Source organism: Streptomyces hypolithicus, assembly GCF_052934925.1.
The window spans coordinates 1,897,022-1,921,926 of sequence record NZ_CM128811.1 but is presented as its reverse complement, the minus strand read 5'-3'; the positions used below and the strand labels follow the sequence as shown (position 1 = coordinate 1,921,926).

Annotated in this window: 22 protein-coding genes and 1 pseudogene; 15 read left to right on the top strand and 8 right to left on the bottom strand. The window is 68.2% G+C overall.

Annotation, left to right across the window (positions count from 1 at the left end; translation table 11 throughout):
* Positions 1-16: 16 nt before the first annotated feature.
* Together ACU6WZ_RS08785 and ACU6WZ_RS08780 are read right to left on the bottom strand one after the other, a co-directional pair.
* Positions 17-2,167 carry a site-specific integrase gene (locus ACU6WZ_RS08785; RefSeq protein WP_447032557.1) on the bottom strand — a complete coding sequence of 717 codons (2,151 nt, stop codon included), beginning with the start codon at positions 2,165-2,167 and terminating at the stop codon, positions 17-19.
* Positions 2,164-3,675 (bottom strand): hypothetical protein, encoded by a 1,512-nt coding sequence (locus ACU6WZ_RS08780; RefSeq protein ID WP_447032556.1) that lies wholly within the window; start codon positions 3,673-3,675, stop codon positions 2,164-2,166. The genes ACU6WZ_RS08785 and ACU6WZ_RS08780 overlap by 4 nt, the downstream gene beginning before the upstream one ends.
* Before the next feature lie 128 nt (positions 3,676-3,803).
* Between ACU6WZ_RS08780 and ACU6WZ_RS08775 the strand changes: the two genes are divergently transcribed.
* The gene (locus ACU6WZ_RS08775) at positions 3,804-5,228 is read left to right on the top strand and encodes an IS1380 family transposase (RefSeq protein ID WP_447029810.1); all 1,425 of its coding nucleotides are present in this window, start codon (positions 3,804-3,806) and stop codon (positions 5,226-5,228) included.
* A gap of 355 nt (positions 5,229-5,583) precedes the next feature.
* Positions 5,584-6,786, top strand: a complete 1,203-nt coding sequence (locus ACU6WZ_RS08770; protein WP_447032555.1) for an ISAs1 family transposase — start codon at positions 5,584-5,586, stop codon at positions 6,784-6,786.
* A 259-nt stretch (positions 6,787-7,045) separates the two neighbouring features.
* Here ACU6WZ_RS08770 and ACU6WZ_RS08765 read toward each other — a convergent pair whose 3' ends face one another.
* Positions 7,046-7,438 (bottom strand): ATP-binding protein, encoded by a 393-nt coding sequence (locus ACU6WZ_RS08765; protein ID WP_447032554.1) that lies wholly within the window; start codon positions 7,436-7,438, stop codon positions 7,046-7,048.
* Positions 7,439-8,443: 1,005 nt separating this feature from the next.
* On the opposite strand from ACU6WZ_RS08765, the gene ACU6WZ_RS08760 reads away from it, so the two are divergent.
* The 7 genes from ACU6WZ_RS08760 to ACU6WZ_RS08735 all read left to right on the top strand — a co-directional run bounded on the left by ACU6WZ_RS08760 (position 8,444) and on the right by ACU6WZ_RS08735 (position 12,814).
* Positions 8,444-8,779, top strand: a complete 336-nt coding sequence (locus tag ACU6WZ_RS08760; RefSeq protein WP_447032553.1) for a helix-turn-helix domain-containing protein — start codon at positions 8,444-8,446, stop codon at positions 8,777-8,779.
* Positions 8,780-9,027: 248 nt separating this feature from the next.
* Positions 9,028-9,171: a cold-shock protein gene (locus ACU6WZ_RS08755; protein ID WP_514132736.1), complete on the top strand. Its 144-nt coding sequence runs from the start codon at positions 9,028-9,030 to the stop codon at positions 9,169-9,171.
* Positions 9,126-9,230 carry a cold shock domain-containing protein gene (locus ACU6WZ_RS29280; RefSeq protein WP_514132737.1) on the top strand — a complete coding sequence of 35 codons (105 nt, stop codon included), beginning with the start codon at positions 9,126-9,128 and terminating at the stop codon, positions 9,228-9,230. The genes ACU6WZ_RS08755 and ACU6WZ_RS29280 overlap by 46 nt, the downstream gene beginning before the upstream one ends.
* 559 nt (positions 9,231-9,789) lie before the next feature.
* On the top strand, positions 9,790-9,993 hold the full coding sequence (locus ACU6WZ_RS08750; protein ID WP_447032552.1) for a cold-shock protein: 204 nt from the start codon (positions 9,790-9,792) through the stop codon (positions 9,991-9,993).
* Positions 9,994-10,315: 322 nt separating this feature from the next.
* The gene (locus ACU6WZ_RS08745) at positions 10,316-11,827 is read left to right on the top strand and encodes a DEAD/DEAH box helicase (protein WP_447032551.1); all 1,512 of its coding nucleotides are present in this window, start codon (positions 10,316-10,318) and stop codon (positions 11,825-11,827) included.
* A gap of 209 nt (positions 11,828-12,036) precedes the next feature.
* The gene (locus ACU6WZ_RS08740) at positions 12,037-12,447 is read left to right on the top strand and encodes a CBS domain-containing protein (RefSeq protein WP_447032550.1); all 411 of its coding nucleotides are present in this window, start codon (positions 12,037-12,039) and stop codon (positions 12,445-12,447) included.
* A gap of 55 nt (positions 12,448-12,502) precedes the next feature.
* A complete protein-coding gene (locus ACU6WZ_RS08735) occupies positions 12,503-12,814 on the top strand; it encodes an SCO5918 family protein (RefSeq protein WP_447032549.1) in 312 nt (103 codons plus the stop codon).
* Positions 12,815-12,919: 105 nt separating this feature from the next.
* On the opposite strand, the gene ACU6WZ_RS08730 is transcribed toward ACU6WZ_RS08735, so the two are convergent.
* Together ACU6WZ_RS08730 and ACU6WZ_RS08725 are read right to left on the bottom strand one after the other, a co-directional pair.
* The gene (locus ACU6WZ_RS08730) at positions 12,920-13,279 is read right to left on the bottom strand and encodes a GvpU-like protein (protein ID WP_447032548.1); all 360 of its coding nucleotides are present in this window, start codon (positions 13,277-13,279) and stop codon (positions 12,920-12,922) included.
* 281 nt (positions 13,280-13,560) lie between these two features.
* Complete coding sequence (locus tag ACU6WZ_RS08725) at positions 13,561-14,832, bottom strand: PP2C family protein-serine/threonine phosphatase (RefSeq protein ID WP_447032547.1); 1,272 nt, start codon at positions 14,830-14,832, stop codon at positions 13,561-13,563.
* Between the two features lie 122 nt (positions 14,833-14,954).
* On the opposite strand from ACU6WZ_RS08725, the gene ACU6WZ_RS08720 reads away from it, so the two are divergent.
* Positions 14,955-15,101 carry a hypothetical protein gene (locus ACU6WZ_RS08720; protein WP_447032546.1) on the top strand — a complete coding sequence of 49 codons (147 nt, stop codon included), beginning with the start codon at positions 14,955-14,957 and terminating at the stop codon, positions 15,099-15,101.
* Between the two features lie 1,140 nt (positions 15,102-16,241).
* Here ACU6WZ_RS08720 and ACU6WZ_RS08715 read toward each other — a convergent pair.
* Together ACU6WZ_RS08715 and ACU6WZ_RS08710 are read right to left on the bottom strand one after the other, a co-directional pair.
* A pseudogene (locus ACU6WZ_RS08715) lies at positions 16,242-16,542 on the bottom strand (IS3-like element ISRhosp5 family transposase); the annotation flags it as partial.
* 320 nt (positions 16,543-16,862) lie between these two features.
* Complete coding sequence (locus ACU6WZ_RS08710; protein ID WP_447032545.1) at positions 16,863-17,843, bottom strand: AraC-like ligand-binding domain-containing protein; 981 nt, start codon at positions 17,841-17,843, stop codon at positions 16,863-16,865.
* Positions 17,844-18,071: 228 nt separating this feature from the next.
* On the opposite strand from ACU6WZ_RS08710, the gene ACU6WZ_RS08705 reads away from it, so the two are divergent.
* The 3 genes from ACU6WZ_RS08705 to ACU6WZ_RS08695 all read left to right on the top strand — a co-directional run bounded on the left by ACU6WZ_RS08705 (position 18,072) and on the right by ACU6WZ_RS08695 (position 22,532).
* A complete protein-coding gene (locus ACU6WZ_RS08705) occupies positions 18,072-20,414 on the top strand; it encodes a hypothetical protein (protein ID WP_447032544.1) in 2,343 nt (780 codons plus the stop codon).
* A 376-nt stretch (positions 20,415-20,790) separates the two neighbouring features.
* Positions 20,791-22,203 carry a PrsW family glutamic-type intramembrane protease gene (locus ACU6WZ_RS08700; RefSeq protein ID WP_447032543.1) on the top strand — a complete coding sequence of 471 codons (1,413 nt, stop codon included), beginning with the start codon at positions 20,791-20,793 and terminating at the stop codon, positions 22,201-22,203.
* Positions 22,200-22,532, top strand: coding sequence for a hypothetical protein (locus ACU6WZ_RS08695; protein WP_447032542.1), 333 nt, complete (start codon positions 22,200-22,202; stop codon positions 22,530-22,532). Before ACU6WZ_RS08700 ends, ACU6WZ_RS08695 begins: the two co-directional genes overlap by 4 nt.
* Positions 22,533-22,724: 192 nt before the next feature.
* Here the strand turns inward: ACU6WZ_RS08695 and ACU6WZ_RS08690 are convergent, their stop codons facing one another.
* Positions 22,725-23,465 carry a DUF6292 family protein gene (locus tag ACU6WZ_RS08690; protein WP_447032541.1) on the bottom strand — a complete coding sequence of 247 codons (741 nt, stop codon included), beginning with the start codon at positions 23,463-23,465 and terminating at the stop codon, positions 22,725-22,727.
* Positions 23,466-24,374: 909 nt separating this feature from the next.
* Between ACU6WZ_RS08690 and ACU6WZ_RS08685 the strand changes: the two genes are divergently transcribed.
* Together ACU6WZ_RS08685 and ACU6WZ_RS08680 are read left to right on the top strand one after the other, a co-directional pair.
* The gene (locus ACU6WZ_RS08685) at positions 24,375-24,641 is read left to right on the top strand and encodes a type II toxin-antitoxin system Phd/YefM family antitoxin (protein WP_447032540.1); all 267 of its coding nucleotides are present in this window, start codon (positions 24,375-24,377) and stop codon (positions 24,639-24,641) included.
* Positions 24,638-24,892, top strand: coding sequence for a Txe/YoeB family addiction module toxin (locus tag ACU6WZ_RS08680; RefSeq protein ID WP_447032539.1), 255 nt, complete (start codon positions 24,638-24,640; stop codon positions 24,890-24,892). The genes ACU6WZ_RS08685 and ACU6WZ_RS08680 overlap by 4 nt, the downstream gene beginning before the upstream one ends.
* Positions 24,893-24,905 lie beyond the last annotated feature (13 nt).

Below are 24,905 nucleotides of genomic sequence, written 5' to 3'. Positions count from 1 at the left end.
GGTGTCGATTCTCCGTTCACGCAGTGGCGTCGATCTCGGCCAGGACCTTCAAATCCCGGTTCAGATCGGCTTGGAGGCGGGCCTGCTCGGTCTTGTGGCCACGGCCGATGGACTTGATGAACGTCTGCTTCGTGCTGGCGCTGTCGGCCCAGACCGGGCGGTGGCAGGGATGATGGGTCGCCTGCGGGCAGCGCGAGGAGTCACACAGACCCGCGAGGGGCTTCGTCGCGTGCGGTGTGCCGGCCAATTTCAGGCACAGGGCCTTGGAGGGGTCGATGAACCAGCAGTAGTTCGCCACCCCCAGGTGCAGTACGTCTGCTCGTGATGCCAGCAGTGAGCGGACCTCTTGATCACTTTCGACGACGCTGGGGTCCTCGGTGGCCGCGCGGATGAGCTGCCCGTCGACACTGGCGAAGAAGTCCATCAGGTCGCGGGCGCCGGGGCCCGAGGGAAGCTGCCCGTCCTGGTAGCGTCGGTACTCGGCCAGAATGAGGTCTTGGTTGCGCTCGCTTTCCTCCGCGTTGACCTCGGCGAGGAACTTGGACTGGGCCCCTCCCGGGCGAGCCGCATAGCCCTCCGTTGTGACGACTGACAAGTGCTTGAGCTGCACTTTTGCGGCCAGGAGGCCGCCTGGCCGATAGGCGATCTCCAAGGCGAGTGTGCGGCGGAGCATCCTCAGCGTTGCCGGTCCGGCGGGAATCGCGGCAAGCCCCAGTGCCTGTCCGGCCGCGCTGTTCACCCACCGTCGAAACGTGGCGAAGCGCGTCCTGTCCAAGGGGCCGGAGAGCAGTGGATCACCGATCTCGGCGTCAGGGCCCAGGAGTTGTTCGGCGACTTCCGCCGCTTGATACGCCTCCTTGACCACGACCCATTCGTCCGCGACCCCGCCCAGGGGCTTTGCTTTGACGACGCGGCTGGCCAGCTTGTAGCGCGCCAGCCCCGGGCCGACCTCCACCGTGGGAACGCGGCAGCCGACGTTCATCTCCCGCAGCTCGCTATGGCGCATCCCGGACAACGCGACGATGACCAGGTGAGATGCGGTCTTCACCACCCCGGCGAGCGTACGGAAGTCCCGCTCACCGAGCGGACGCGACCAGCGGACATGGCCCTGGCCGTCAGCTCCCTCCACCAGGGCGGCGTCACGGCAGAACGGCTCTTCCACTCCGACCACTTGAAGGGCCTGTTCAAGGGCCGGACGTATCAGCGGGAGCACCTCGTGGTCGAAGGCCCCCGAGCCCGACTCGTAGGCCAGCGCATAGAAGTTGACCTGGGCCAAGGGGTCGTCCTGGTCCCGGGGCCGCTTCTTCGCGCTGCTGGGAAGACGGTCGAGCGGGCGGTTCTCGGCGATATGACGCCGCAGGACGTCCTCCATCGCGGCGAGGTCCAATCGGCCCCGGGGCAGGGCCGCCGTGACCGCATCCTGCGTCCGCTTCCTCGCCCTCTCCATCAGGAGGGGCGGTGCCAGGGTCTGTACCAGGTAAAGCGCGGCGGCCAGCAGCGGCTGGAAGACCTCCGCCGCCACCGGCTGGATCTTGTTCTCCTTGTTGCTGTTGTTCGTGCCGACGGCCGAGCCGGCGGACTGCCCATTGAACGGTCGCAGCCCCTCGCGGTAGCGGTCGGTGGTGAACACCTCGCCGTACCGCACAAGGCCCAGGATCACCAGGACAACCTGGTGGTGGACGCTCTCGCGGTAGCGCGTCTTCTTACCGCCTGGCCGATGGGTGGCCCGGTACTGGGCGAAGGACTTGCAGTGATGGTCGGTGACCTCCTGAAGGGAACTCACGCCATGCGAGGTCAGCCAGTTGAGCCAGCGGACCAGCTCGAGCATCTCCGCGTAGAAGCTGTTGATGGCCTTGACCGTCCGGTTCGCATGCGGCAGGACGCGGACAGCTTCATGCCCGGGAGTCATCATCGCCGCGGCGTACTCCTTCGCGACCGTCTTGAACCGCGGGTTGATGATCCCGGAGAAGTCGAGGCGCCTGGCACACATCGCCACGTACGCGGGAATCCCGATGACCTGCGTGAAGTCCCAAATATCGTCCTCGAATACCGAACGGGGCGCCCCGGCGGGCAGCGCGAAGCCCGCCAACTCGCACAGGTCCGCGCCTGCGAAGAACGAGCGGAGGGCCACGGCAGACCGGGAAGTGGGCAGGGTCGGTTCACTCATCGGGTGCTCTCCTCGGGCAGCAGCGGGATCTCGTCGTCGGTGTCGGCGACCGCGGAGGCCGCCCGGGCGAGCTGGGCGGGGTCGTACTTGTCCAAGACCTCCTCGATCCGCTGGGCGTAGTGGCCGAAGACGGCCATGAACTGGGCGGCGGGGAGCTGCTGCCACTGCCGGGCGAAGAACGCCTTCATTCGCAGCAGGTTCGCCGCGTGCCCCGGGGCGAACAGCGCCAGCGGGCACAGCAGACAGACCCAGGGGCGCGCGGGGCACGGCTTGCCCTTCGGCCCGTGCAGCCCGGCCAGTGGGTCGGCGCATGAAGCGACGAACACATCGCGCTGACCGCTGACGAGCTCGGCGATCGCCGCTTCGTCCAGCTCCAACTCGCTGACCAGCTGGGGAAACTGCTCGGCGAGGTCGGCGATCTGCTCTTCGGTCAGCACCATCGGCGGCCGGCTCTTGCGGAGCAGGTCGCCCTGGGCCTGCGCCACGATCTCCTCGAGCGCATTCTGCTGGGCCTCGGTCGTGGCGGACAGGTAGTGATCCCCCTCCACCGCGGGGGTGTGATTGGGGTCGATGGTCGCCCGGCTGCTGCCGAACCATGTCGCACGGTCGCGATGCGATTCGAAGGTGGTGCGGATGACCTGCCGGTGCACCCGGATCGGGGCGCCCTTCGCGTCGACGACCCCCTGAGCGCGTATCCACTCGGTCACCGTGCTCTTGTAGGCGCGCGAAACCCGCCACGGGCCCACTGCGTGCGGCCCCGCGCCGGAGGGTTCGAACCGCAGCCACAGCCCATCACGCATCTCGGGCGGGCAGTGCTCTCTCATCGGCGCGGAATAGTCCAGCCAGCGCTCCAGCAGCCGTACAGCCTTGGCGGACAGCGTCAGGCTCTCGTGCGTGGTGCGTCCCTTGAGGTAGCGCACCAGCACCGTGTGCTTCCCGGCCCAGTCCAGGTCCTTGATCCCCAGGTCGTCAATGCCGTCGGGCACGATCCCGGTGTAGACACCGAACAGCAACTGGTAGGCGATCATCACCCGGGGGCCGGGGAACAATGCCTCGCGCGCCGGCTTGATATGGCGGCTGAGGTCGCGTCCGATCCGGTATCGGGACTGTTCCCGCGACAGGCCGAGCGGCTTGCCCAGATCCTCGACCGTGGCCGGCCCGGTGCGGAGCATCTGCCAGCAGATGTTCTCGCGCGTCCAGCCGTTCACGTACGGGTCGCGGCCGGTTTCCGCCTCGGCCAGGGCCGCCTTGTGTGCCGTCCACGACTCCTTGATGATCTTTCGGCACGCGTCGGCCAGCCCCTGCCAGGCGACTTCGTCATACGGTTCGAGCGGGCTGTATCCGGGTTCCCTGTTGTAGTGGCGTCCGCCGACCAGTACGCGGACATCCGAGGGCAGCAGCGAGGTCTCCGCGTCCAGAGCCGCGAGCATCCGGCGGCTCTCCGACTCGCGCCGGTTGCCCGCCCCCCACCACAGTTCCGCCAGTCCCGCGCGGGTCAGCCCCGCCACCCCGCCCTGACCCTGACCATTCAGCGGAATTGCCCGGCCTGACGGCCGGGTAGCAGAAAAGGTGTCCTGACCTGCGAGGATGCGACTGTCGAGGAAGCATCGGTTGCAAGAATCAGGACACCTTTCTGGTGAGCGAGCGTACAGGGTGGGACCGGGGCCTGGTCGTGGGGGCTGACGGGAAGGGGCTGGTCGGGCATGCCGGGGTGGTGCTGCTGCGGCGGCTGGCGGACCGGTCGGGGCTGACGGAGGCGCTGGCTGGGGTGTTCCCGGTGGGCGGGCCGGGGTGGCGGGATCGGGCGGTGGTGTTCGTCCAGCTGGCGATATCGATCGCGCTGGGCGCCCGGAGCGTGGCGGAGGCCGAACAACTCGCCCTGCATCACGAGCGGATGACCGGCCCGGGCGTCTCGGACTCCACTGTGTACCGCACCCTGGACCTGTGCGATGCCGACCGGCTCGCGGCGATCGCCCGCGCCCGGGCACGGGTCCGCCGGATGGTGTGGTCGTGGCTGGCCCTGCGGCCCGGCGGCTTCCCTTGGCTCACCGTCGCCGGAAAACGCCTGCACAACTGGGTGATCGTGGATATGGACGCCACGATCATCACGGCTGCCTCGAAGAAGGAGCGGGCGCGGGCGACCTGGAAGAAGACTTTCGGGTTCCATCCGCTGGCCGCCTGGTGCGCGAACACGTCCGAGTGCCTGGCGATGCTGTTGCGGCCGGGCAACGCCGGCAGCAACACGGTCGCCGACCACCTCACGGTCCTGGCCGACGCGCTCGCCCAGATCCCTGGCTCCTCGGCCGCGAAACTCCTGATCCGCGTCGACGGCGCCGGCGCCACACACGGCCTGCATGAGCACCTCATCGGCTTGAACACCCGTCGGCGCACGGTCCGTTTCACCACCGGCTGGACCATCACCGACCTCGACGAGCAGGCCATCGCCCGCCTGCCCGAGACGGCCTGGGAGGTCTCCCTGAACCAGGACGGCACCCTCCAGGAGGACTACGGGGTCGCGGAGTTGAGCGGCCTGAGCGCACGCGAGGGCTGGGACAAGGGACTGAGGCTGATCGCCCGCCGGGTCAAGCCCTCCAGCCGCCACCTCGCGAACCTGACCGACTTCGAGAAGAAGACCGGCTTCAAGTACTCGATCATCGCCACCAACATCCGCAAGATGACCCGGATCCCCGGCTCCCACCAGGCACAGTGGCTGGACGCTCTGCACCGGCACCACGCCGTCGTCGAGGACCGGGTCCGCACGAACAAAGCGATGGGGCTGCACAACCTGCCCTCGAAATCCTTCACCACGAACCAGGGCTGGATGCTCGCCGCGAACCTCGCCGCCGACCTCGACGCCTGGCTCCGCCTCCTCGCCCTGCACGACCAGGACGGCCTGGCCGACGCCGAACCCGACACCATGCGGTTTCGGATCTACCACCTGCCCGCCCGTCTCGCCGCCCATGCCCGCCGCCGGCACCTCCGCCTCGCCCCCGACTGGCCCTGGGCAGAAGCGTTCGTCCTGGCCTGGCAGCGCCTGACTGGCCTGACCACCGTCACCTGACGAACAGACCCGCCCCGACGAAGACCAGGAAGGAGAGCCCCGCACCACCCCGGGACCGTGGAACCCGGCGCAGCCGCAGCGACACGCGAAGACCCTGACCGCGAACAGCGGGGACAAACGGGGCGAAGTGATCACCCTACGAGGCAACGATCACCGCGGAAGGATCGAGGTTGGAGCAGAGAATGGTGATTGGTGATCTCGCAGGGGCATTGCATAGTCGAGGTTGGTCCGGTTCGCCGGGATCATGGGTGACGTGGCGTCATGTCCGGTGTGCGGCAGAGGGGTCCGGACAGCAGAGCAGGCACGGGGCCGGTGATCATGTGGTTGTCGAGACCCATGAGAACCGAGCGAGACCGTGCCTGCCCGAATATCATCGCCCATCCCCACCGCCCTGGAGCAACTGGGCTCCCAGTCTGCTCCTCTTGCCCCGGGTGACATCGCTGACCTGCGCCGATTCTTGATTCTTGTCGCTGATCCCCGTGATGCGCGGGGGCGTCGGTATCCGGCCCTCTCGTTGCTCTGCGCCGCTGTCGCGGCAGTGTTGACCGGCGCCCGGTCGCTCATCGCGATCAGCGAATGGATCACGGATGCCCCGCAGCAGGTGCTGGACGTCCTCGGTTTCGGCCTCGACCCGTTCACGGGGCTGCGGCCGGTGCCGCACGCCGCCACGGTGCGTCGTCTGTTGCAACGCATCGACGGTGACGCGCTGGACGCGGCGATCAGCGCATACCTGCAGGCCAGAGCGGATCCTCCGCCGTCGACGGAGGAGAAGCGGCCGGTGCGGCGGGCCATCGCGGTTGACGGCAAGGTGGTCCGCGGATCGCGAACCGCAACGGCCGCGGCGATCCAGTTGCTGGCCGCGATGGAGCACCACGGCGTGGTCCTCGCCCAGCGGCAGGTCGCCTCCAAAAGCAACGAGATCCCCTCCTTCGCACCTCTGCTGGACGGTCTCGATCTGGACAACACGGTGGTGACCGCAGACGCCCTGCACACCCAGCACGATCACGGGGCCTATCTGACCGGCCGCGGCGCCCACTACGTGGCCGTCGTGAAGAAGAACCATCCAGGTCTGCACGCGAAGGTCAGGAAGTTGCCCTGGAAGGACATTCCGCTCGGACACCGCACCCGCGACCACGCCCACCACCGCGACGAGATCCGCCGGCTGAAGGCCGCCGCGTTCGCCCACATCGACTACCCCGGCGCCCGCCAGGCGATCCAAGTCGTGCGCTGGCGCCGCGAGATGAACACCGGCAAGCTGACCATCGAGCGCGTCTACCTGATCACCAGCCTGAGCCCCTTCGACGCCACCTGCATCGAGCTCGCCACCTGGATCAGAGGCCACTGGGGCATCGAGAACCTCCTCCACCACGTGCGCGACCGAACGTTCCGCGAGGACGACTCCAAGATCCGCACCGGCACCCTGCCCCGCACCATGGCCAGCCTGCGCAACCTTGCCATCAGCGTCTTCCGCCAGGACGGCCAGACCAACATCGCCGCCGCCCTCCGCCACACCGGCCGCGACTACCACCGACCCCTACGAGCCCTCGGCCTCACTTGACGAACCCGGACAGATCTCGATCTTGCAATGCCCCTGGGTGATCTCGGCTCTGATAGCCCGTTCTCTATTACCTCGCACGTGGAGTGCGTGGCAATTATTGAACCTGTTATGGGGGCGGGCTGACCTGTGGGTTTGCGGCCTAGCTAGGTGGCCCCGGGTTCGCTGATTCCGGCCTCGGGGCGCATCGGTACAGCGGCCATATGCGAGATCGATCTCGGGGAGGCCACCCGTCACGTCGGCCGGCGCATGTGCCTTTGCGCTACAGGGCGAGAAGGGCGCTTACGGTCTTCCCGCCGGACGGCCGGGGGGTAACCGCAGTGGCGCGGGCGAGGCGGTTGACCATGGGCCAGCCGAATCCTCCGGTGCCCCCGTTCAGGTCGGGAGTGCGCATGCGTGGCGCCTGCGGACTGCTGTCATGCACGGCTACCTCGATGCTGTCCGGGTGGGCGGTCAGGTCCAGGGTGCAGGTACCGGCGCCGTGGCGCAGGGCGTTGGTGACGAGCTCAGAAACGACGAGGACCACGGTGTCGGCAGCCTCGGCTGCGATCGTGGGTTGTGCGAGGCCGTCGAGGAAATCCCGGGCCCTCTCGCGTGCGTCGGCGACGGATGTCGCGGAGCGGACGGGTGCGACGTTGACGCTCATCGTGTCCATCAGGTCACCCTGGTCTCTGGGTCGTCAATGCCGGAATGCCGGGTCCTGTCTGCCCGGTGCTTGTGCCCCGGCCCGCGGCGCGTTAACCGCATGACGCCCCGGCTGCGAAACGTGCCCGGCCGGTCATCCATGCAGTCGGACGGGAAGCTGTGGTGTTCGCGGCGTAGAGGCTGCGTATCGGCACTGCTCGGAGCGGGTGCCCCCGGCTGGAGTGGAACCGCCGCTTGCCCCCTCTACGGCTGATGTCGACTGTCTCTCTGCCTGACGCGCGGAAATCTATGTCGGCTGGTGTAGACATTGGGTGGTGGGGTGGTTATGGTTTCTCTCGTAGCCGAGATCGAGCAGGGCCCGGCAGAGATGAACTGCCGGGCAGAAGTACCCGCAAGTGCAGTGCGCAGGACGGTGCGGTGGTGGAGTTTCGAAGCCAGAGCGGTTGCAGGACGGCGACGGGGCTGACGACCGGACCGGGTGGCCAGCAGTGATCAGGGGCCGCCGTGAGCAGTACCGCAGGTGCAGTTCGGTAAGGGCAGTTCGCAGTATCAGCAGTGCGGTTGATAATGGTTCCTCGGTAAAGGCGTCGGCTGTTGCGGGCGCGCGTGCCGGGAGGTTCGGCAGTGGGGTTCTAAGCCAGAGCAGATGCAGGACGGGCGACGGGGCTGGCTGCCGAAGAGTGGCGCTGTTGAGGGCCACCAGCAGTTCGCAGTATCAGCAGTACGCAGTTCCCGCTTGGTAAGTAGTTCATCCAGAGGGAAAGAACGGAGGAGTTGAGCACCATCAGGATCGCCCGGGTGAAAGTCTTGGGCCCGGGTACCGCAGGACATCGATAGTGAGGTGGTCTCCGGTCAAGCAACCGCGATCCCCGTATCCCCGACGCCGTTCAGGTCGGGTCTGCGGAAACAGAAGGCCGACGCAGGATCAGGGTCGGCAGATGGTGTAGCAGTTCCTTCGGGGCCCTGGTGCCACATGGCACCAGGGCCCCTCCACGCGTTCCACAGAGAGGTGCAAGTGACAGCAGACGACTCGTTCGGCCGTCTCGATGACGACGACTATCCCGCCTACACCATGGGTCGGGCCGCCGAGATGCTCGGCACCACCCAGGGCTTCCTGCGCGCCATCGGCGAAGCCCGCCTCATCACGCCGCTGCGCTCTGCGGGCGGCCATCGACGCTACTCCCGCTACCAGCTGCGCATCGCCGCCCGCGCGCGCGAACTGGTCGACGCTGGCACCCCCATCGAGGCCGCCTGCCGCATCGTCATCCTCGAGGACCAGCTCGAAGAAGCCCAGCGCATCAACGCCGAACACCACCGCGCCGCCGCATCGTCCGGTCCGCCCGTGGCCTGAGGCAGTGCGCCCGCTGGGTGCCGGCGGGTCCCCGCACACCCTTTTGAGGGTTTGACGCGTGGGTCGTTTCCTCTGGTGACAGAGCGTGCGGCCGTATAGCGTCTGCGTCAACTGTCATGGTTCGAAAGTTCCCATTCGCCCACGTCTTCGGCGTGGGCGTTCTGCTGTGCTGTGCCGCAGGAACCAGGGCGATCACCTCCGCCTTCCGCACGTTGCGGAGGCTTCACATCGGCTGGAAGGCATGAGACATGGCTACGGGAACTGTGAAGTGGTTCAACGCGGAGAAGGGCTTCGGCTTCATCGCCCAGGACGGCGGCGGCCCGGACGATTCGCCCATTACTCCGCGATCAACTCCTCGGGCTTCCGTGAGCTCCAGGAAGGCCAAGCCGTGACGTTCGATGTCACCCAGGGCCAGAAGGGCCCCCAGGCCGAGAACATCAACCCCGCCTGACCTTCCCGCCCGCGCTCGGAGCGTACGGCTGCCCCCGGCAGGTCCCCGACTGTTCACGCCAACAGCGGGCGCCGGCCTTCAGTCGACGGTGGCCGGATCTTGGGCGAAATGTGGCCAGGGCCGCGCAGCAACTGCTGCGCGGCCCTGATCTGTGTCGAGACCGGCGCACGGGCCGGCGTCGGACCCCATGGGCAGGGCGGCGCCACCCGGAATAGCTGTGCCCTCCGGGCTGTGAGCGGCGACCGCTCCTACTGAAACGCTGCGCTCCGGGTGGGGCAATATCTATGACCGTGAGGTGAGGGTTCAACGCGCAGTGCGGGGAGTGTTTTTATGGCAACTAGCAGAGGGGAGTTATGTACCGCCCATGGGCCGCTACCTCATGCTACTGTCGATCTCAGTTGCAGTTGTGGTTCCCAAAACTTCAAGCGTCTTCGCCGGTATTTCCCGGCCACTGGAAGCTTTTTCGTATTGCCGGTCTTTTTCCGGATGGGGCATCATCGCGGCGACCCGGTATCCGTGCATCGCGGGTCCCGGCGTACTGCCCTAGAGGAGATATATCGTGGCGTCAGGCACCGTGAAGTGGTTCAACGCGGCCAAGGGTTTCGGATTCATCGAGCAGGACGGTGGGGGCGCTGACGTGTTCGCCCACTTCTCGAACATCGCCGCTCAGGGCTTCCGTGAGCTGCTCGAAGGCCAGAAGGTCACCTTCGACATCGCGCAGGGCCAGAAGGGCCCGACGGCCGAGAACATCGTTCTCGCCTGACGCTGACGCGCACTTCGTAGCTGGGCCCGCACCCCTCGGGGTGCGGGCCCCAGCTACGGGCATTTCGCGCAGCGGTGTCACCTGAACACCGCCCTTATCCCTTTCCCCCTGGGATCCGCGCCTCTTCGGAGCTGCAACCGGTCGACGTCCGGGATTTCACGTCCGCATGACGTCACCCATTTCGTCCCTTGCGCCCCACGCTGGATTCACTGCAAGCCAGATTCTTTTTCGCATTCCATTCGGCCCGTTCTTGTGATTCCCTGCACTGCTTTTCCGTTGCGGGAATTCCTTGGTGCGTGCCGCGTATCAAGGAAGGTTCTCGATGAACCCCACGCGTACGAACAGCCGTTCCTCCAGCCGCAGCCGTACCGACGGCCCCGCTTTCGGCTCCAGCGCCGGTTCGAGGCGGGGCGGTCGCTTCGGCTCGTCCGCCCCGAGCCGTTCAGGGGGTCCGAGCCGCTCGGGCGGCCAGGGCCGGCGGCCCGCAGCGGTGCAGGGCGAGTTCGCCCTGCCGCAGACGATCACTCCCGCGCTGCCCGCGGTCCAGGCGTTCGCCGACCTCGACATGCCGGGGCAGCTGCTGGCGGCGCTGACCGCGCAAGGCGTGAGCGTCCCGTTCCCGATCCAGGGCGCGACCCTGCCCAACACCCTCGCGGGCCGCGATGCCCTGGGGCGTGGACGCACCGGGTCCGGCAAGACACTCGCCTTCGGCCTGGCCCTGCTGGCCCGCACCGCCGGACAGCGCGCCGAGCCTCGCCAGCCGCTGGCTCTGATCCTCGTGCCGACGCGTGAGCTGGCCCAGCAGGTGACCGACGCACTCACCCCCTACGCCCGCTCGGTGAAACTGCGCCTGGCCACGGTCGTCGGCGGAATGTCTATCGGCAGGCAGGCCAATGTGCTGCGTGGTGGCGCCGAGGTCGTCGTCGCGACGCCGGGCCGGCTCAAGGACCTCATCGACCGCGGTGACTGCCGACTGAACCAGGTCGCGATCACCGTCCTGGACGAGGCCGATCAGATGGCCGACATGGGCTTCATGCCCCAGGTCACCGCGCTCCTGGACCAGGTCCGCCCCGAGGGCCAGCGAATGCTGTTCTCCGCCACCCTGGACCGCAACGTCGACCGCCTGGTCCGCCGCTACCTCACCGACCCGGTAGTCCACTCCGTCGACCCGTCCGCAGGCGCGGTCACCACGATGGAGCATCACGTGCTGCACGTCCACGGCGCCGACAAGCACCGGACGACGACGCAGATCGCGGCGCGCGAGGGCCGGGTGATCATGTTCCTGGACACCAAGCACGCCGTCGACCGACTGACGCAGGACCTGCTCAACAGCGGTGTCCGGGCCGCCGCCCTGCACGGCGGCAAGTCACAGCCGCAGCGCACCCGGACCCTGGCCCAGTTCAAGACCGGGCACGTCACCGTGCTCGTGGCCACGAACGTCGCCGCCCGCGGCATCCACGTCGACAACCTCGATCTCGTCGTCAACGTCGACCCGCCGACCGACCACAAGGACTACCTTCACCGCGGTGGCCGCACCGCGCGCGCCGGCGAGTCCGGCAGCGTCGTCACCCTGGTCACCCCCAACCAGCGCCGTGACATGACCCGTCTCATGACCGCCGCCGGCATCGTGCCGCAGACCACCCAGGTCCGCTCGGGCGAGGAGGCACTCAGCCGGATCACCGGCGCGCAGACCCCCTCCGGGATCCCCGTGACGATCACCGCCCCGGTGGCCGAGCGCCGTCAGCGCAGTACGTCCTCACGCGGCCGGCGGAGCCCCGCTTCGGCGGCCCGGCGCGTGACCGTGCGGCAGTCCTCCTTCGACGCGGCGGCCTAACGGCCTGGTGCGCGATAGGGGACGGGCTCGCGACGCCGGCTACGGCACCTCGCCGCGTTGGCGAAACGCCCTAATAGCTCCTATGAGGACGCTCCGCCGCCTTGCGATGCACCGCATCCGACGCCGCGGGCTGATCCGCCCCCTATCGCGCGCCAGGCCGTAAGAACTTCGTGATCCGGAAGTTGACCCACTCATGCAGGAGGCACCTTTTGACGCTGGTTCAGATGCGGCCCCGCTCGACGAATGCCACCCCCCTGCACCGGACGGTGGCCGACGCCATGGACACCGCCGGACCGCAGGTCTGTGACGACATGACCGTCGAGGTGGCCCTGTCCGTCATGGCCAGTGCCCGCACCGGGCACCTGCTCGTCTGCGACGACAGCGGCCTGTGTACCGGACTGGTCACCCAGGCCCAGCTCACCACAGTCCGTGACAGCTCCGCGTACACGGACCGGGTCCAGCTACGGGACATTCTCCGCGATCAAGGGCCGTTCACCTCGCCCGTGACCACCATGGCCGAAGCCGAGCACGCGATGCGCTACCGCCAGGTCGATGCCCTGCCTGTGGTCGACGAACACGGCAGCGCCTTGGGCATCCTCGCCCTCGCTCTTGCCCGCTGAACCGCCTCACCCGCGGCAGAACCATCCCCCCTCGTTCTTCTCCCTGTGAGGCATCATGCGCTGTGTCATCGCCCGCTTCCCGTTCGACCTCACCAAGAGCGGCGTCCTGGAATCGATGAAGGGCATCCGGCCCGAGCAGGCTTGTGGCGAGTCCGTGATCATCGGCCGACGTACCTACCCCGTCAAACAGGTCGGCCAGGTCGTCACACGCCAGGACCGCCGCGACTTCAGCGCCGGCGAAGTCCTGCGGGCCATGACCCAGCTCGGCTTCACCTGCCGCGAACTTCCCCAGGCCGCCGCGCCCACACGGGTTCTCAACCCGATGCAACAGGCTTCCGCGATGCTCGGCGCCCCTGCGGCAGCCTGACCGACAGGCAGGCGAGAGCCGCCGTCAAAGCAACGCTGAGGGTCCGACCGGAATGCGCCGGTCGGACCCTCACCGCGTGCCCGGGTTCCTTGGCGCGGCAGTGGGTCAGTGGTCGGAGTAGCTGAAGTCGCCCATGGTCCAGGCACTGACGTCCTCGAGCGCCACGCGGTACATCCCTCCCGTCTCCGGGATTCCCACCTCGCCCTGCAGAATCCGCGCCACATGGAAATGCAGATGCGTGGGCGGCCCTTCCTCGCGCGTCGCAGTGGTGAACACGGCGGAGAAATCGCTCAGGCGGGCCGAGTTCGCCAGAACCTCTGACACCCGCTGCCTCCAGACGGCTTCGGGAGCCAGCCGCCCGGTGATGACAGCACCGCTGGCGACCACGGTCAGAGACATCTGATTGCTGTGCCCGGACTCCACCAGGGCGGCAACGTCAACAAGCAGCGCGTCAGGCTTCGACATGAGGTCGATTCTATTTGCCGACCATCCGGCTGCCTTCAGAGGGGGCGCTACCGGGCAGGAGGGCGCTGAGGTCTTGTCCCTGGAGCCGCTGGGGGTGCCTGCGGGCGGGCCACCAAGATTTCCCCACGTACGGGCAGTTGGATTTCCCACCATTCGGCGACTTCTGTAATCCCAGTCTGGTAGCTGGTCCGAGGGGAGCAAGTCGGCATGCATCCGCGTCGAGTTGGTCTCCGGGCCCGGCGCGGACTCCGGCGCCGGGATGATCCTGGCCAAGGGCGACTTCAACTTCGAGGGTCTGCAGGCTCCGGGGGTGCGGTTTGCTGTCCGACCGTGGGGGAGGCTTCGGTGAGGTCAGCGCCGTGGTCGGCGTCGCGGCGGGTGGACTCAGTGCCGTACCAGTCCAGGCACATCACGGTGGCGTCATCCTGCAGGAGCCCGTCATGGGCATGAACGACGTGCTCGATCAGGACACGGGCGGCCTCCCGGGGGTGCAAGTCCTGAGTGTTCTCGATGAGGGCAGGCAGATCGAGGTCCGCGGCGCTGCGCTCCAGCATCCCGTCGGTGAGCATGATCAGCCGGTCCCCTGCCTGCAGGTCCAAGCGCTGGACCGTGTAGGTGTGCGGGGCCAGGAAACCGAAGGGCATGTCGATGGTCGGCACGATCTCCTCGACCTTTCCCCCGCGCAGACGCAGGGGCCAGGGGTGGCCGGCGTTGACGAACTCGGTTCGACCGTCGTGCAGGCTGATACGCAGCAGTTGTCCGGTGACGTAGCGGCCGCCGCTGTGCTCGGCCATGGCCTGGTCGGCCATCTGTGCTTGTTCGGCGAGGTCGGCTCCCTGCCTGCGGGCGCGGCGCAGGGCGCCGACGAGGAGGGTGGCGAGGAGGGCGGCGTCCACGTCGTGGCCCATGGCGTCGGTGACTGACAGTTGGACGTGGTCGCGGTCTATGACGTAGTCGAAGGTGTCGCCGCCGACGAACTCGGCCGGTTCCAAGGCGCCGGCGACCGCGAACTGGGCGGCTTCGCAGGCCAGCGACGTGGGCAGCAGCCGGTGCTGGATCTCGGCGGCCAGACTCAGCGGGGTGGTGCGCCGGCCCCACTGGTACAGGTCGGTGAAGGGCCGGTTCGCGATGATGATATATGCCAGGGCGTGGGCGCTCCGGCCGATTTTCAGCAGGGTGTCCGGGCCGGGGTGGTGGGGCAGATAGAGCTCCAGCAGCCCGAGCGCGTCCCCGCGATTGGTGACCGGCGCGATCACCCGAGTCCAGGCACCGCCCCCTTTGGGCTCCACGTGCGGTCGTTGAGTCCGGATCACTTTGTCGTAGACGGTGCCGGAGACGGCGATCGGATCTGCGGGACGCTCCAGGTCGATGTCGTCCGCGGTGCCCAGGCGGACGACGGAGGTGCCGGTGAAGTCGGTGATCAGGAACGACACCGACCGGGCCCCGAGCTGTCTTCGCAAAGTTGCGGCTACGACGTCGACGGACTCCACCGGCGGCGCGGCCTCCGCCGCGGCCAGTGCCTCACCTAGCCCGTCCGTTCCGCTGTCCCGCATGGGGGTGCCCTTCCCAGTATCGTGCTCGCCCCAGTACGTACCCGGTGACACGACTTTTCTGGCGAGCACGAAAAAGCAAGCTACCCCACTGCGGGAGCGGGTTCGCCATCCGGTCGAGCGGGGTGCCGACGCGGAACTATCTGTTCTCGCTGCGGCTGCCGTACTCGGGCAGGGCCGCTGTGCACCGCGAGCCGGTCGGCAAACGCACGGCCGCTGCGGTGGCGTTTGCCGACGACCCAGGCGGGGACACCACCGGACACCAGCCCTGATTGGCAGCTGGGCTGAGCGGTGCCGGGGGGATGAGGTGGCCGGGAAGGCGGTGAGTACCTGGTACTCAGGGCGGCCGGTCGGCGTGGGGGAGTTCGTAGACGTGAGCGGCCGCCCCTTCAGAGGCAGGGGAGGAGGCCGGGGTGTGGTCGTGATCGACTTCCCAGGTTGGCAAGGGTGCGGCGTGGGTCCGGGCGGTGGGGAGGGTGCCAAAGCAACCCTGTTACACCAGGCCGTTAGGTGCCTTCAGTCGAACCGACTCGGCTGCGCCTTCCACGGGGCCTCCCCTGCCAGGTGGAGCTGGCGCAACGTGTTTTCCGTCTCGTGCCTGAAGTGTTCGGGAGAGGCTAGACGCTGCCACAGCGGGTCGGGGCGGCAGGGGACGGTGGCGCCGCGGGCTGCCCATTCCTCGGCGAGCCGACTGTACAGAGGTGTAGTCCGGTTCGCGGCTTCTTCGGAGGTCTGCCCACGGGGGTGTGCCGGGCTGCGGGAAGGCCCCCGGTGCGCTTGTTCCGGAAGACGAGCACCCGCTCTGCGCTTGCCGCTGCCAGCCGGTGCGCTGCGGCTTGAGTCCGTCCAATGATCATCCGTCACATTCGTCAGAACGATTCTTCCACCCCTTTGGACACCGTTTCCGGTGTTCTGCGGCTGACCCCGACCACTGTTCTGGCCCCTGAGAGGGCGCGCACATAGGTGACCCGGCCGGAAACCGGATGGCTCCGGTCGTTGGACGCTGCGGGTGGGGTTTTCCCGCCCCCGCGGATACCCCGAGCCGCCCGGGGCCGGCCCCCGGGCGACCTTGACACGCTCCGCCCTCGCCGGCGGGCCGAGAGGGATTACCTGGGCAGAGAGCTGCCGAGGGGCACGGAGAGCCGGCAGCTGACCGGCGCGTTTTGCCTCTTCGCTTACGGCCTGGTGCGCGATAGGGGACGGGCCCGCGACGCCGGCTACGGCACCTCGCCGCGTTGGCGAAACTCCTAATAGCTCCGCTATGAGGACGCTCCGCCGCCTTGCGATGCACCGCATCCGACGCCGCGGGCTGATCCGCCCCCTATCGCGCACCAGGCCGTTACTGAATTTGATTGGGTGATGTCGGGGCCATTCGCCGGCGTCGGCGGTCGTGAGGCGGTCGATGCCCCCCGGCCGATACGGGAAGCTCCCTCCCGTGTGCCGGCAGCGGCCTTGAGGGCGTCGGCGATCGACCATCCCAGCAGGCGCTCGGAGCACAGGTTCAATACCGTTGCCAGGTACAGGATCTGGCCGTCTCCCGCCGGGAGATAGATTATGTCCCCTACGTACTTCTGGTTCGGTGCGGTGCGGTGAAGTCGCGTTCGAGTAGGGTCGGCAACGGGACCGCGTCGGGCGCGGAGACGGTGGTGGGACCTTTTTGCGCTGGTGCACCCCGGCGATCCCGCAGCAGCGCATCAGCCGGGCGACGCGTTTGAGCATGTGAAGTCGATGCGGCAGCGCCCGCCTCGGCCGCCTGCCGGTCCGACAGGCCGAGCAGGAACTGCAGCACACAGACGGTGGCCAACTGGGCGCCCGTCGCCCGGGTACCAGTCGGCGAAATCACCACAGCCCAGTCGAGGCGGTCTCACCCATATCGCCGTCGTACCGCGGCGGGGGCGGAGAGACAGCGGGCACCTCGATGACTGCATCGGTCTACGGAACGGCCCGAGCATGCCCGGTGATCATGCTGCCGCACTGGAAAACCAAAGATCCCTGACAGAGTCAAGCTCAACGAGCAGTCGTGTTGATGAAGCTCAGGATCCCCGCGCTAGAGGCGCTGCGTGCAAGGCCCGGTATTCGCTGGCCGACATCCCCGTGGCGGCCCGGAACGCGCGGGCGAACGCGTGCGGTTGGGGGTAGCCCCAGCGCGTGGCGATCGCGTGGATCGTCAGATGACGCAATGCCGGATCGGCCAGATCCCTGCGGCACCGATCCAAGCGCTGCTCGCGGATGAAGGTGCGCGGCGTGGTGCCGTTGTCCTGGAAGACCCGGTGCATATTGCGCAGCGAGACATGGTGCGCGCTGGCCAGCGCCTCGGGGCCCAGGTCCGGGTCGGCCAGATGCTCGGTGACGAACGCGCTCATCTTCAGGAACGTGCCCTGCTGCTGAGACTCGCCGTCCCCGTCCCGGGGCGCGTCGTCCTCCTGGGCCAGGACCGCCGTCAGCAGATCTACCGCCGTTGCCCCGAGGCGCGCCGCCTGCTGCGGGGTGCAGTGCGGGTACTGCTGTGAGAGTTCCACCAGAAACTGTCCGAACAACCGCCCCACCCCCTGCGTCCATGGCCGCGACAGGCCGCACAGCGCGGTGAACCGCTCGTGCGGCAACCGCAACAGGCTCTTGGGGAACTGGAACAGGAGCGCCTGCCCGGGTGTTTCGCCCGCCTGGGTGTCGAAGGGGCGCGAGCTGTCGAAGAATCCCATGTCGCCTCGGCACAGCAGGGAACTCTGCCGGTTCTGCGCGATGCCGATCTCGCCGCCCGTGGCCACGGCCACGTGGTACATCTCCGGGTCCGACTGGCGCACAAGTCGCGGTGTGCGCTGTGCGACGAGCGAGGCGTACGAGAGCGTCGACAACTGTCCCACGCCCAGCGGCATGATCTCCATCCGGGCACTGAACCGTGCTGTCTCCAGGAACTTCACCCGCTGGGTGACCTGGGCCAGTGCCATCGTCTCAACCCATGCGGCGGGCCTTTCGGCTACGGGGACCTCGACGGTGTCGAAGACGATGGGATGCATGCCTGCTCCGGCGATGGTGAGGGGATCCGGGGACTCAGCCAACTGCAGTGGCGGGTGAAGTGGAAGTGCGTTCCACGCCAACCAGTGTGCGCATGGCGCCAACGACAGTCCGGAATCCACTCGGCGAGGATCTTGGTTGCCCCCTCCCGGGATGCCGGGGGGTCACCGGGGGGGGCAGGACCACACACGACGAGGCGCCCGTGCCGACGGCACGGTGGAAGGAACGGCATGCGACTGTACCTCGGGCGACGCCTGGGACGCGGCGCGGCGGCGTTGGGGCTGGTTGTCACAATGCTGGCCGGCGGGGGCGCGGTGCCGGGCGTCTCGGCCGCCGCGGCCGCTGAGCCAAAGCCCACGCCCACATCCCCGGGGAACGACCCACGCCCACCGGGCTCGGCCACGGGAACGGACCTGTCCAAAGACAAGCGGTACCAGGGCAAGAACCTGCTGTTCCACCCGCTGCTGCTGCCGATCGTGGACATGCGCCTCGACTTTCACCGAAGGCTGGAGACCGATCGCGACGAGGCGTTCAACGCGTACCGCAACGGTGCCGTCGAGCTGATCAATCCGGTCGGCCTGCCCAGCCAGACGATGACGAGGATGCTGACGGAACGGGCTGCCGCTTCCGCCGACCACGCCTACTGGCGGAACTCTGTCGTCTGGCTCGACTCGGTGGCGTCCTTCTTGCCCCGGGCCGTCGAGGCCAAGCTGCGCGGCGACGGAGTAACCCAGCTGCTGGCCGTGAGCGCGCTGAACCTTCCTGAACAGGAGGAGGCGACCTCCTCGAAGGTCGTTCCGCGAGAGCATTCGGAGGCCGTCATCAAGCGTCACCTCCAGGACTACGGGATACCTCCGAGCGCTCGGGTGTTCGGTGCCTCGGAGCGACAGCAGTGCGCGCTGTGCGCGGGCCTCTACCCGCCGGGCATGCCGACCTACTTCGCCTGGCGCTACGGCTTGTCCGTCGGGGAGACGACGGAACAGCAGCGCCAGCTCGCCGCCGTCGGGAAACGGATCGACCAGAGCCCGAAGTGGCGCGCGGAGGAGACACGGCGGACCAAGGAGAAGTTCACCGACCTGAGACGGACCCGTGCCGCCGTCGCGAGGCAACAGATCGAGCTGGGGCTGGATGCCGTCAAGAAACTCGACACAGAGCACCCGAACTCCACGGCGAGCGCGGCCCTCCGGCTCTTCGCTCACCCCCTCGACCCGATCGGCAAGCCCTGCCCGCCGGCCTCTGCCCCGATGAGCCTCGCGGCGTTCCGGGGTGCTGGACCCTGTGACGAGAGCGCGGGCGAATCTTCCCCGGCGGGCGGTGACGCCGCCACGTCCACCGGCCTGGGGCAGACCCTTTCCGGCCCCTCCACGGCGCCCGGCGGCATCGACTTCACTACGATGGAACTGCGCTACCTGGCGGACCCGGGGGACGGCAGCGGCCTGCAGTACTCCTTCGAAGCGGGCCGCGACCCACTGCGCGGAGACGCGCGCACCAGTACCGGAATGGACGCTGCCACCCTCAGCTCGGACGCCTTCTTCGTGTGGCTGTCGCTCCGCCCCAGGGACTTCTGGGTCAATCTCAATCCTGACGAGCCCGACCGCATCGTCGATGCCCGGCTCGGTTCCACCGACGCCGGCCGCGTGCTGCTCCAGGCCGATTTACGGATGAAGAAGACCGTTGGCACGCTGATCCATCCCGACACCGGGGCCGGCAAGGAGCTGTGGAACCGCGTCAAGGGGCAGTGCCTGTCGTTCCGCACCTGGATCGTGCCCGCGCCCGCCTCCGTCCACCAGGACGGCGACAAGCTGTACATTCTCGACGCGCCGCTCGACGTAAAGATGGATACCCAGTACCTCAAGTCCCGTGGCGTGACGCGTGGGCAGAGTTGCCCACGCCAGGACGCGGCCACTGAGGAGCACAACGAGCAGGTGTACCGCGCTCTGGTGCTGCCCGCGCTGAAGAGGGCCATCAACACCGACACGGACTACGCCGACCTGCGCCGCGTCTACCTGGCCCGGGTGGCCGCCGAGTGGTACCGAAACCTGAGCCGCACCCGGCACACCACGTACGGCGCCCTGGTCGACCGGGGAGACGCGAGAGCCTGGCCAGGCAAAACGTCCTGGAAGCCCACCGACACCTTCGACGAGTACGTGAAGTCTTACACCAAGGGCGAGTTCAAGCTCACCCGGCGCACCAGTCAGGGCAACGCGGACTACGTCACCACCTACACCTACGGGGGTGTGGACCTGAGCACGGTGCCGCTGCGCGACGCTCCGGCGGCGGCGTTCGCCGCGAACGTGGAGCGCTCGCTGCACGCCTCCGACGTGCCCGGCGCGGGCGATTCGATCTGGCTCGGCGCGCCCACGCCCCGACAGGCCGCGGGCCTGGATGCAGCGGATGGGGCGCTGTCCGCTACCGCCCTTGCCCTCCGCGTGCTGCCCGCGCTGCTGGTGCCGGTGGCGGGGTTGCTGTGGTGGCGCAGACGTCGCCTGGGCGCCGCCGGTTCCGCCAGCCCTCTGCGCCGCGCGGCCGTTTCGGGCCCGCGCGTCCCGTCCCGTACTCGGAGGCCCCGATGACCCACCCCGGCCCTCAACCGCCCGGATCGCCGGAGCCCTCCGGCCCGCCTCAGCGCCCGCACATCCGGCTCATGGCCGCCGTCGGCGTACTCGGTGCGGTGGCGCTCGGGCTCGGCGCCCTCGCCGGGTTCACCACCGACTCGCCAGTACCGCTGCCGGAGAAGATGCCCACCATGCCTTCGCGGCCCGGCACGCTCCCACTGCCTTCCGATTTCCCAACCAGCTTGCCGTCGGACTTCCCCACCGCTCTGCCATCGGACTTTCCGACCTACCTACCGTCGGACTTTCCGACCGCTCTACCGTCGGACTTCCCCACCGAGCTGCCGTCGGACTTTCCCACAGCACCCTCCGGTTCCACCCCGTTCGGAGGCACCCGATGACGCTACCGCCGCCACCCCCGCAGACCCCTCGGGACACCTTCCGGCGCCCCTGGCGGATCGCCCTGGCCATCGCTCTCGTGCTTTCCGCAGCCTTCGCCATGGCACAGGTGCTGTACTGGGCCGCGCCGGAGATCCACTCACCGCTGCCGTGGATGCGGATCTATCTGCTGCCCCAGCCGCCCGCGTTGAAGCTAACCCGAGTGTTGCTGTACACGGGCTGGGGCATCGCCCTGCTGCTCACCCCGGTGCTGTACGCCGCGCACCGCTCCGGCTGGGTGCACGTCGTGCGCGCCTGCCGGGCTGCCGTCCTGGCCGTGCTGCTGCTGCCGTACACCGTGATGGCGCTCGATGCTCTCTCCGGTGCCCCGCTGACCGCGTTACTGTGCCTGCCGACCTCCGGCGTCGCGCTTTTGATCGTGCACCGCGCCCAGCTGTACCTACGGCTGCCCGCCCGCCTGACGCTGGTTGCCTTCGGCTGGGGCGCGCTGGTGGGAGCCGGATTCGCGATCGTCATGGCGATGTGGTTCGCCTGGTACGCGGGCGGATACCTCATGGACTTCCAGCACCCGCGCGGCTCGATCCGCACGCTCCTGACACTGTCCGCGCTCAATGCGGACCTCTTCGCCGAACTGGGCAAGGCGGCCGGCGTCGCCCTGCTCGTCCTCGTCTTCCGACGGTACGCCGACGGGCTGGTGCCCGGACTGGTGCTCGGAGCCGCCGTGGGCATCGGCTTCAACCTCACCGAATCCGTCCGCTATGTGGCGGAGATCGAACCCGGCCAAGCAGCCGCCCAGTTCTGGACCCGCCAGGTCGTAGGGCTGCTGACCGTGCACACCGCCTTCACCGCGCTGGCGGGGGCCGGGTTCGGCACGGCGGTGAGGGCCACCACCCGCCGGGATCGGGTCACCGCGTGCGCGGGAGGCCTTCTCGCCGCATTCGGCGGCCACTTCCTGCTCGACACGGCCATGCCGCTGCTCGACCGGTGGCGCAAGGACCTGTTCGCCGACGACGCGGTGCTCGGGGTGCTACTGGGCGTGCCGCTGGTCACTCTGCTCGCCACAGGCCCGTTCGTGGTCGTCTGTGTCCTGCTTCTGCGGCGGGGTCTGCGCGACCAAGCGGCCGAGCTACGCGCGGCTCTGCCGGTCGAGACTGCGGGCGGCGCCCCCGCCGTGACACCCGCCGAGTCCGAGCTGTTGCTGTCCCCGCGCCGTCGCCTGCTGCTCGAACTGCGGGTGTGGCAGCGCGACGGCACCGCCGGGCTGCGCCACCTGATCCGCCTCCAGCAGGCCCAGTTGCGCCTGTTGGCCGCACCGCTGGCCCAACAGTGCGAACACGTCATGGAGTTGAAGGGCTTCCCGATGCGTCCGAACGTCCATCCGGCCCGTCCCGAACAAGGAGTCCCGTCGTGACACGATCCCGCACCGCCCGGCCTCTCGCCCTGTTCGCCCCGCTCCTCGCGACGGCCTTCGTGCTGGTGACGCCGGATCTTGCAGCCGCGCAGTGCGCCGCGCCCAACTACCGGGGCGGCCGGGCGCTCCCGAGCGGCGGCTGCCCCACGCACGCCGCCGCCACCGCCTCCGCCGCCGTCTGGGCCTTCCTGGCACTGGCGGCCGTGGCATGGCTGATGCTCACGATGCGCCGGGCGCGGGCCGTCACGGACGCGGACCTGGCGGTCGTCGACGCCGGCTTCGCAGCCGGCCGGGAGGAGACACCGTCCTGGCAGGACGACGCCATCTGACGCCACCGGGCGAGGGAGGGCCGACCGTTGCTGGGACGCCACGGAGGGCTACATCCCCCGACAGGAGTGGAAGTCCTTCGAGTGGTGAGTGCCGGCGGCCCTTCCCGGAGTGCCTGCCGACGGGCCGGCCTCTCGTGCCCACAGCGGCCATTTTTTCCTCCGACATCACCCTTTCAACTTCAGTAGCTTGTGTCAAAAGTCTTGTCTGCGGTGGTCCGCTTCCTGGAGGGCACCCTTGTGTGTCTCCGCGGCCTCGGCGGACCGACCCGCGCGGGCGCAGAGGTCGGCCGCCAGCAGCCGGTTGAGGGCGCTGGGGTTGCTGCTTTCGGCGTACTCCAAGATGTGCAAGAGGGCTGAGAGCTCGCCCTGGCGAAGGTACAGATGCGTCAAAGAGTCGGAGGCGCAGGAGACCAGCGCCCGGTGTATGCGGCTTTCATAGGCACGCCTGTGAAGCTCGGCGAAACGGATCTGGGGTTCCTCGAACAGGCAGGGCTGGGCGGGAAGGTAGGAGGCCAGACTCTCCAGCAGCATCGGGAGGTCCTGACCCTCCTGACGGTAGTACGGCTGATCGCTGCTGCCCGCCCCGGCCGGATCGAGACGGAAGGCGTCGACGAAGGCCGCGACGAGCTGGGGCTCGGGAAGCAGGCTGGCCTGGGGCCACCGGGCGCCGGACAGAAACCGCTCCTCTCTGTCGGCGGTGTAGAGACACCAGCCGGACGTGCCCGCCCAGTGAAGCCCGCAGTCGCCTCCGCCATGCTGATCCTGGAATGCCTGAGTGAACGAGATGCCGGCCTCGACGTCGAGGTACTCGCCCTCCGTGTCGCGCCAGGGGCCGCAACTGTGAATCCCGGTCACCGGCAGACCCGCTTCCAGGAGGCGCCCGGCGACAGCAGCGGCATAGTGGCCCGCCCGCCTCGAGAGCTCAGCTGACATCTGAGGACTGGTTTCGCAAGCCACGGAACTCTCTCTCCGCTGTCGGGATCGGACGCTGACGTCGCCGTAGATCCTGCCGCGCCGCATGGCGTCCGACGCAGCGGGGGCGCGGCAACCCCGTACCGGCTCGCGCCCCCGGTGTACGGCGACTGGCGACGATACCGGCCTGAAATCGGCGCGGCCCGAACGACATCGCTGAGGGTCGGCCTCGCACGTCGTGCCCGCTCGGGGCTCCGGCGTCCTCTGCTCAGGTAGCTGTCGCTGGTGCGGGGGCGAGGGCGAAGAGATCGACACCGCCACCAACACGGTGACCGCCACCGTCGGCGTCGGCAACACCCCGCTCGGGCTGGCGACGGCGGTGGTGGGTTCCGCGCCGGCCGACCTCGACATTGACCTGACCGCCCAGGCCAACCTGCTACCTGCGGGTCTTCGACCTGCATGGCAGCTCTGGGCTCCCGTCTCAGGACGAGGTCACCACGCTGCATGTGGGTGACGTCATGGATGCCCATCAGGAACTCACTGAAAGCGTTCCGCCGAACCGGTGACAGAGTGGTCCCGGCTGCCTCCTCAGTCCGCAGGCAGTCCGCAGGACACTCGAAAGCGACCGTCGCAGGCCAACGCAACCGAACGGTGAAATGCCTGGTCAGAGGTTCGCATGGGGCTCCGTCGCAGGTCAGGATCGGCGCGCAGGCATTCCGCTTCAACGTGTGAGCGGATGTAACAACACCACGTTGACGGCCTGGCGAACTTGCAGCTCAGACGGGTTCGGCTCCACCAGGGGGCGGCCCCTGGGGCGTTTCCGTGCTGGGATGGTGCTGGGATTCCTGCCCCCTCGCCAGCTGGACCCCGCGCCCAGGGGGGCCCAAAGTGGTACGTTATCTCGTACCACTCACTGAAGGGGGTCGAGGCATGTCCATTACCGCGAGCGAGGCCCGCAAGGATCTCTTTCCGTTGATCAAAAAGGTCAACGAGGATCACGACGCAGTCGAGATCGTCTCGAAGCACGGGAACGCCGTTCTCATCTCGGCCGAGGACTTTGCCGCTTTGCGGGAGGGGTCCTATCTGCTGCGCTCGCCGGTGAACGCGCGCCGTCTGCTCAAGGCGTACGAGAACGCGTTGTCCCACATCAATGTCTCGGAGCGTGAGCTGATCGATCCTGGCTCGGGTGCCGCGTGAGACTCGTCTTCGAGGATCAGGGCTGGGAGGACTACACGTCCTGGCTCAAGAACGACCGCAAGATGCTCGCTCGGATCAACAAGCTCATCGAGGACGTCAAGCGCGACCCGTTATCGGGAATCGGCAAGCCCGAGCCGCTTAAGTACCACTTGCCGGGAGCTTGGTCGCGGCGGATCGATGACGAACACCGCCTCGTCTATCTGGTCGCCGACAAAGAGATCATCATCCTCGCCGCTCGCTATCACTACTGACCGAGGAGTGGTG

Coding starts and splice junctions, on each gene's coding strand:
- ACU6WZ_RS08785 (WP_447032557.1), bottom strand. CDS start 2,167: ATGAGTGAACCGACCCTGCCCACTTCCCGGTCTGCCGTGGCCCTCCGC.
- ACU6WZ_RS08765 (WP_447032554.1), bottom strand. CDS start 7,438: ATGGACACGATGAGCGTCAACGTCGCACCCGTCCGCTCCGCGACATCC.
- ACU6WZ_RS08755 (WP_514132736.1), top strand. CDS start 9,028: ATGGCTACGGGAACTGTGAAGTGGTTCAACGCGGAGAAGGGCTTCGGC.
- ACU6WZ_RS08745 (WP_447032551.1), top strand. CDS start 10,316: ATGAACCCCACGCGTACGAACAGCCGTTCCTCCAGCCGCAGCCGTACC.
- ACU6WZ_RS08735 (WP_447032549.1), top strand. CDS start 12,503: ATGCGCTGTGTCATCGCCCGCTTCCCGTTCGACCTCACCAAGAGCGGC.
- ACU6WZ_RS08730 (WP_447032548.1), bottom strand. CDS start 13,279: ATGTCGAAGCCTGACGCGCTGCTTGTTGACGTTGCCGCCCTGGTGGAG.
- ACU6WZ_RS08725 (WP_447032547.1), bottom strand. CDS start 14,832: ATGCGGGACAGCGGAACGGACGGGCTAGGTGAGGCACTGGCCGCGGCG.
- ACU6WZ_RS08710 (WP_447032545.1), bottom strand. CDS start 17,843: ATGCATCCCATCGTCTTCGACACCGTCGAGGTCCCCGTAGCCGAAAGG.
- ACU6WZ_RS08705 (WP_447032544.1), top strand. CDS start 18,072: ATGCGACTGTACCTCGGGCGACGCCTGGGACGCGGCGCGGCGGCGTTG.
- ACU6WZ_RS08700 (WP_447032543.1), top strand. CDS start 20,791: ATGACGCTACCGCCGCCACCCCCGCAGACCCCTCGGGACACCTTCCGG.
- ACU6WZ_RS08690 (WP_447032541.1), bottom strand. CDS start 23,465: ATGTCAGCTGAGCTCTCGAGGCGGGCGGGCCACTATGCCGCTGCTGTC.
- ACU6WZ_RS08685 (WP_447032540.1), top strand. CDS start 24,375: ATGTCCATTACCGCGAGCGAGGCCCGCAAGGATCTCTTTCCGTTGATC.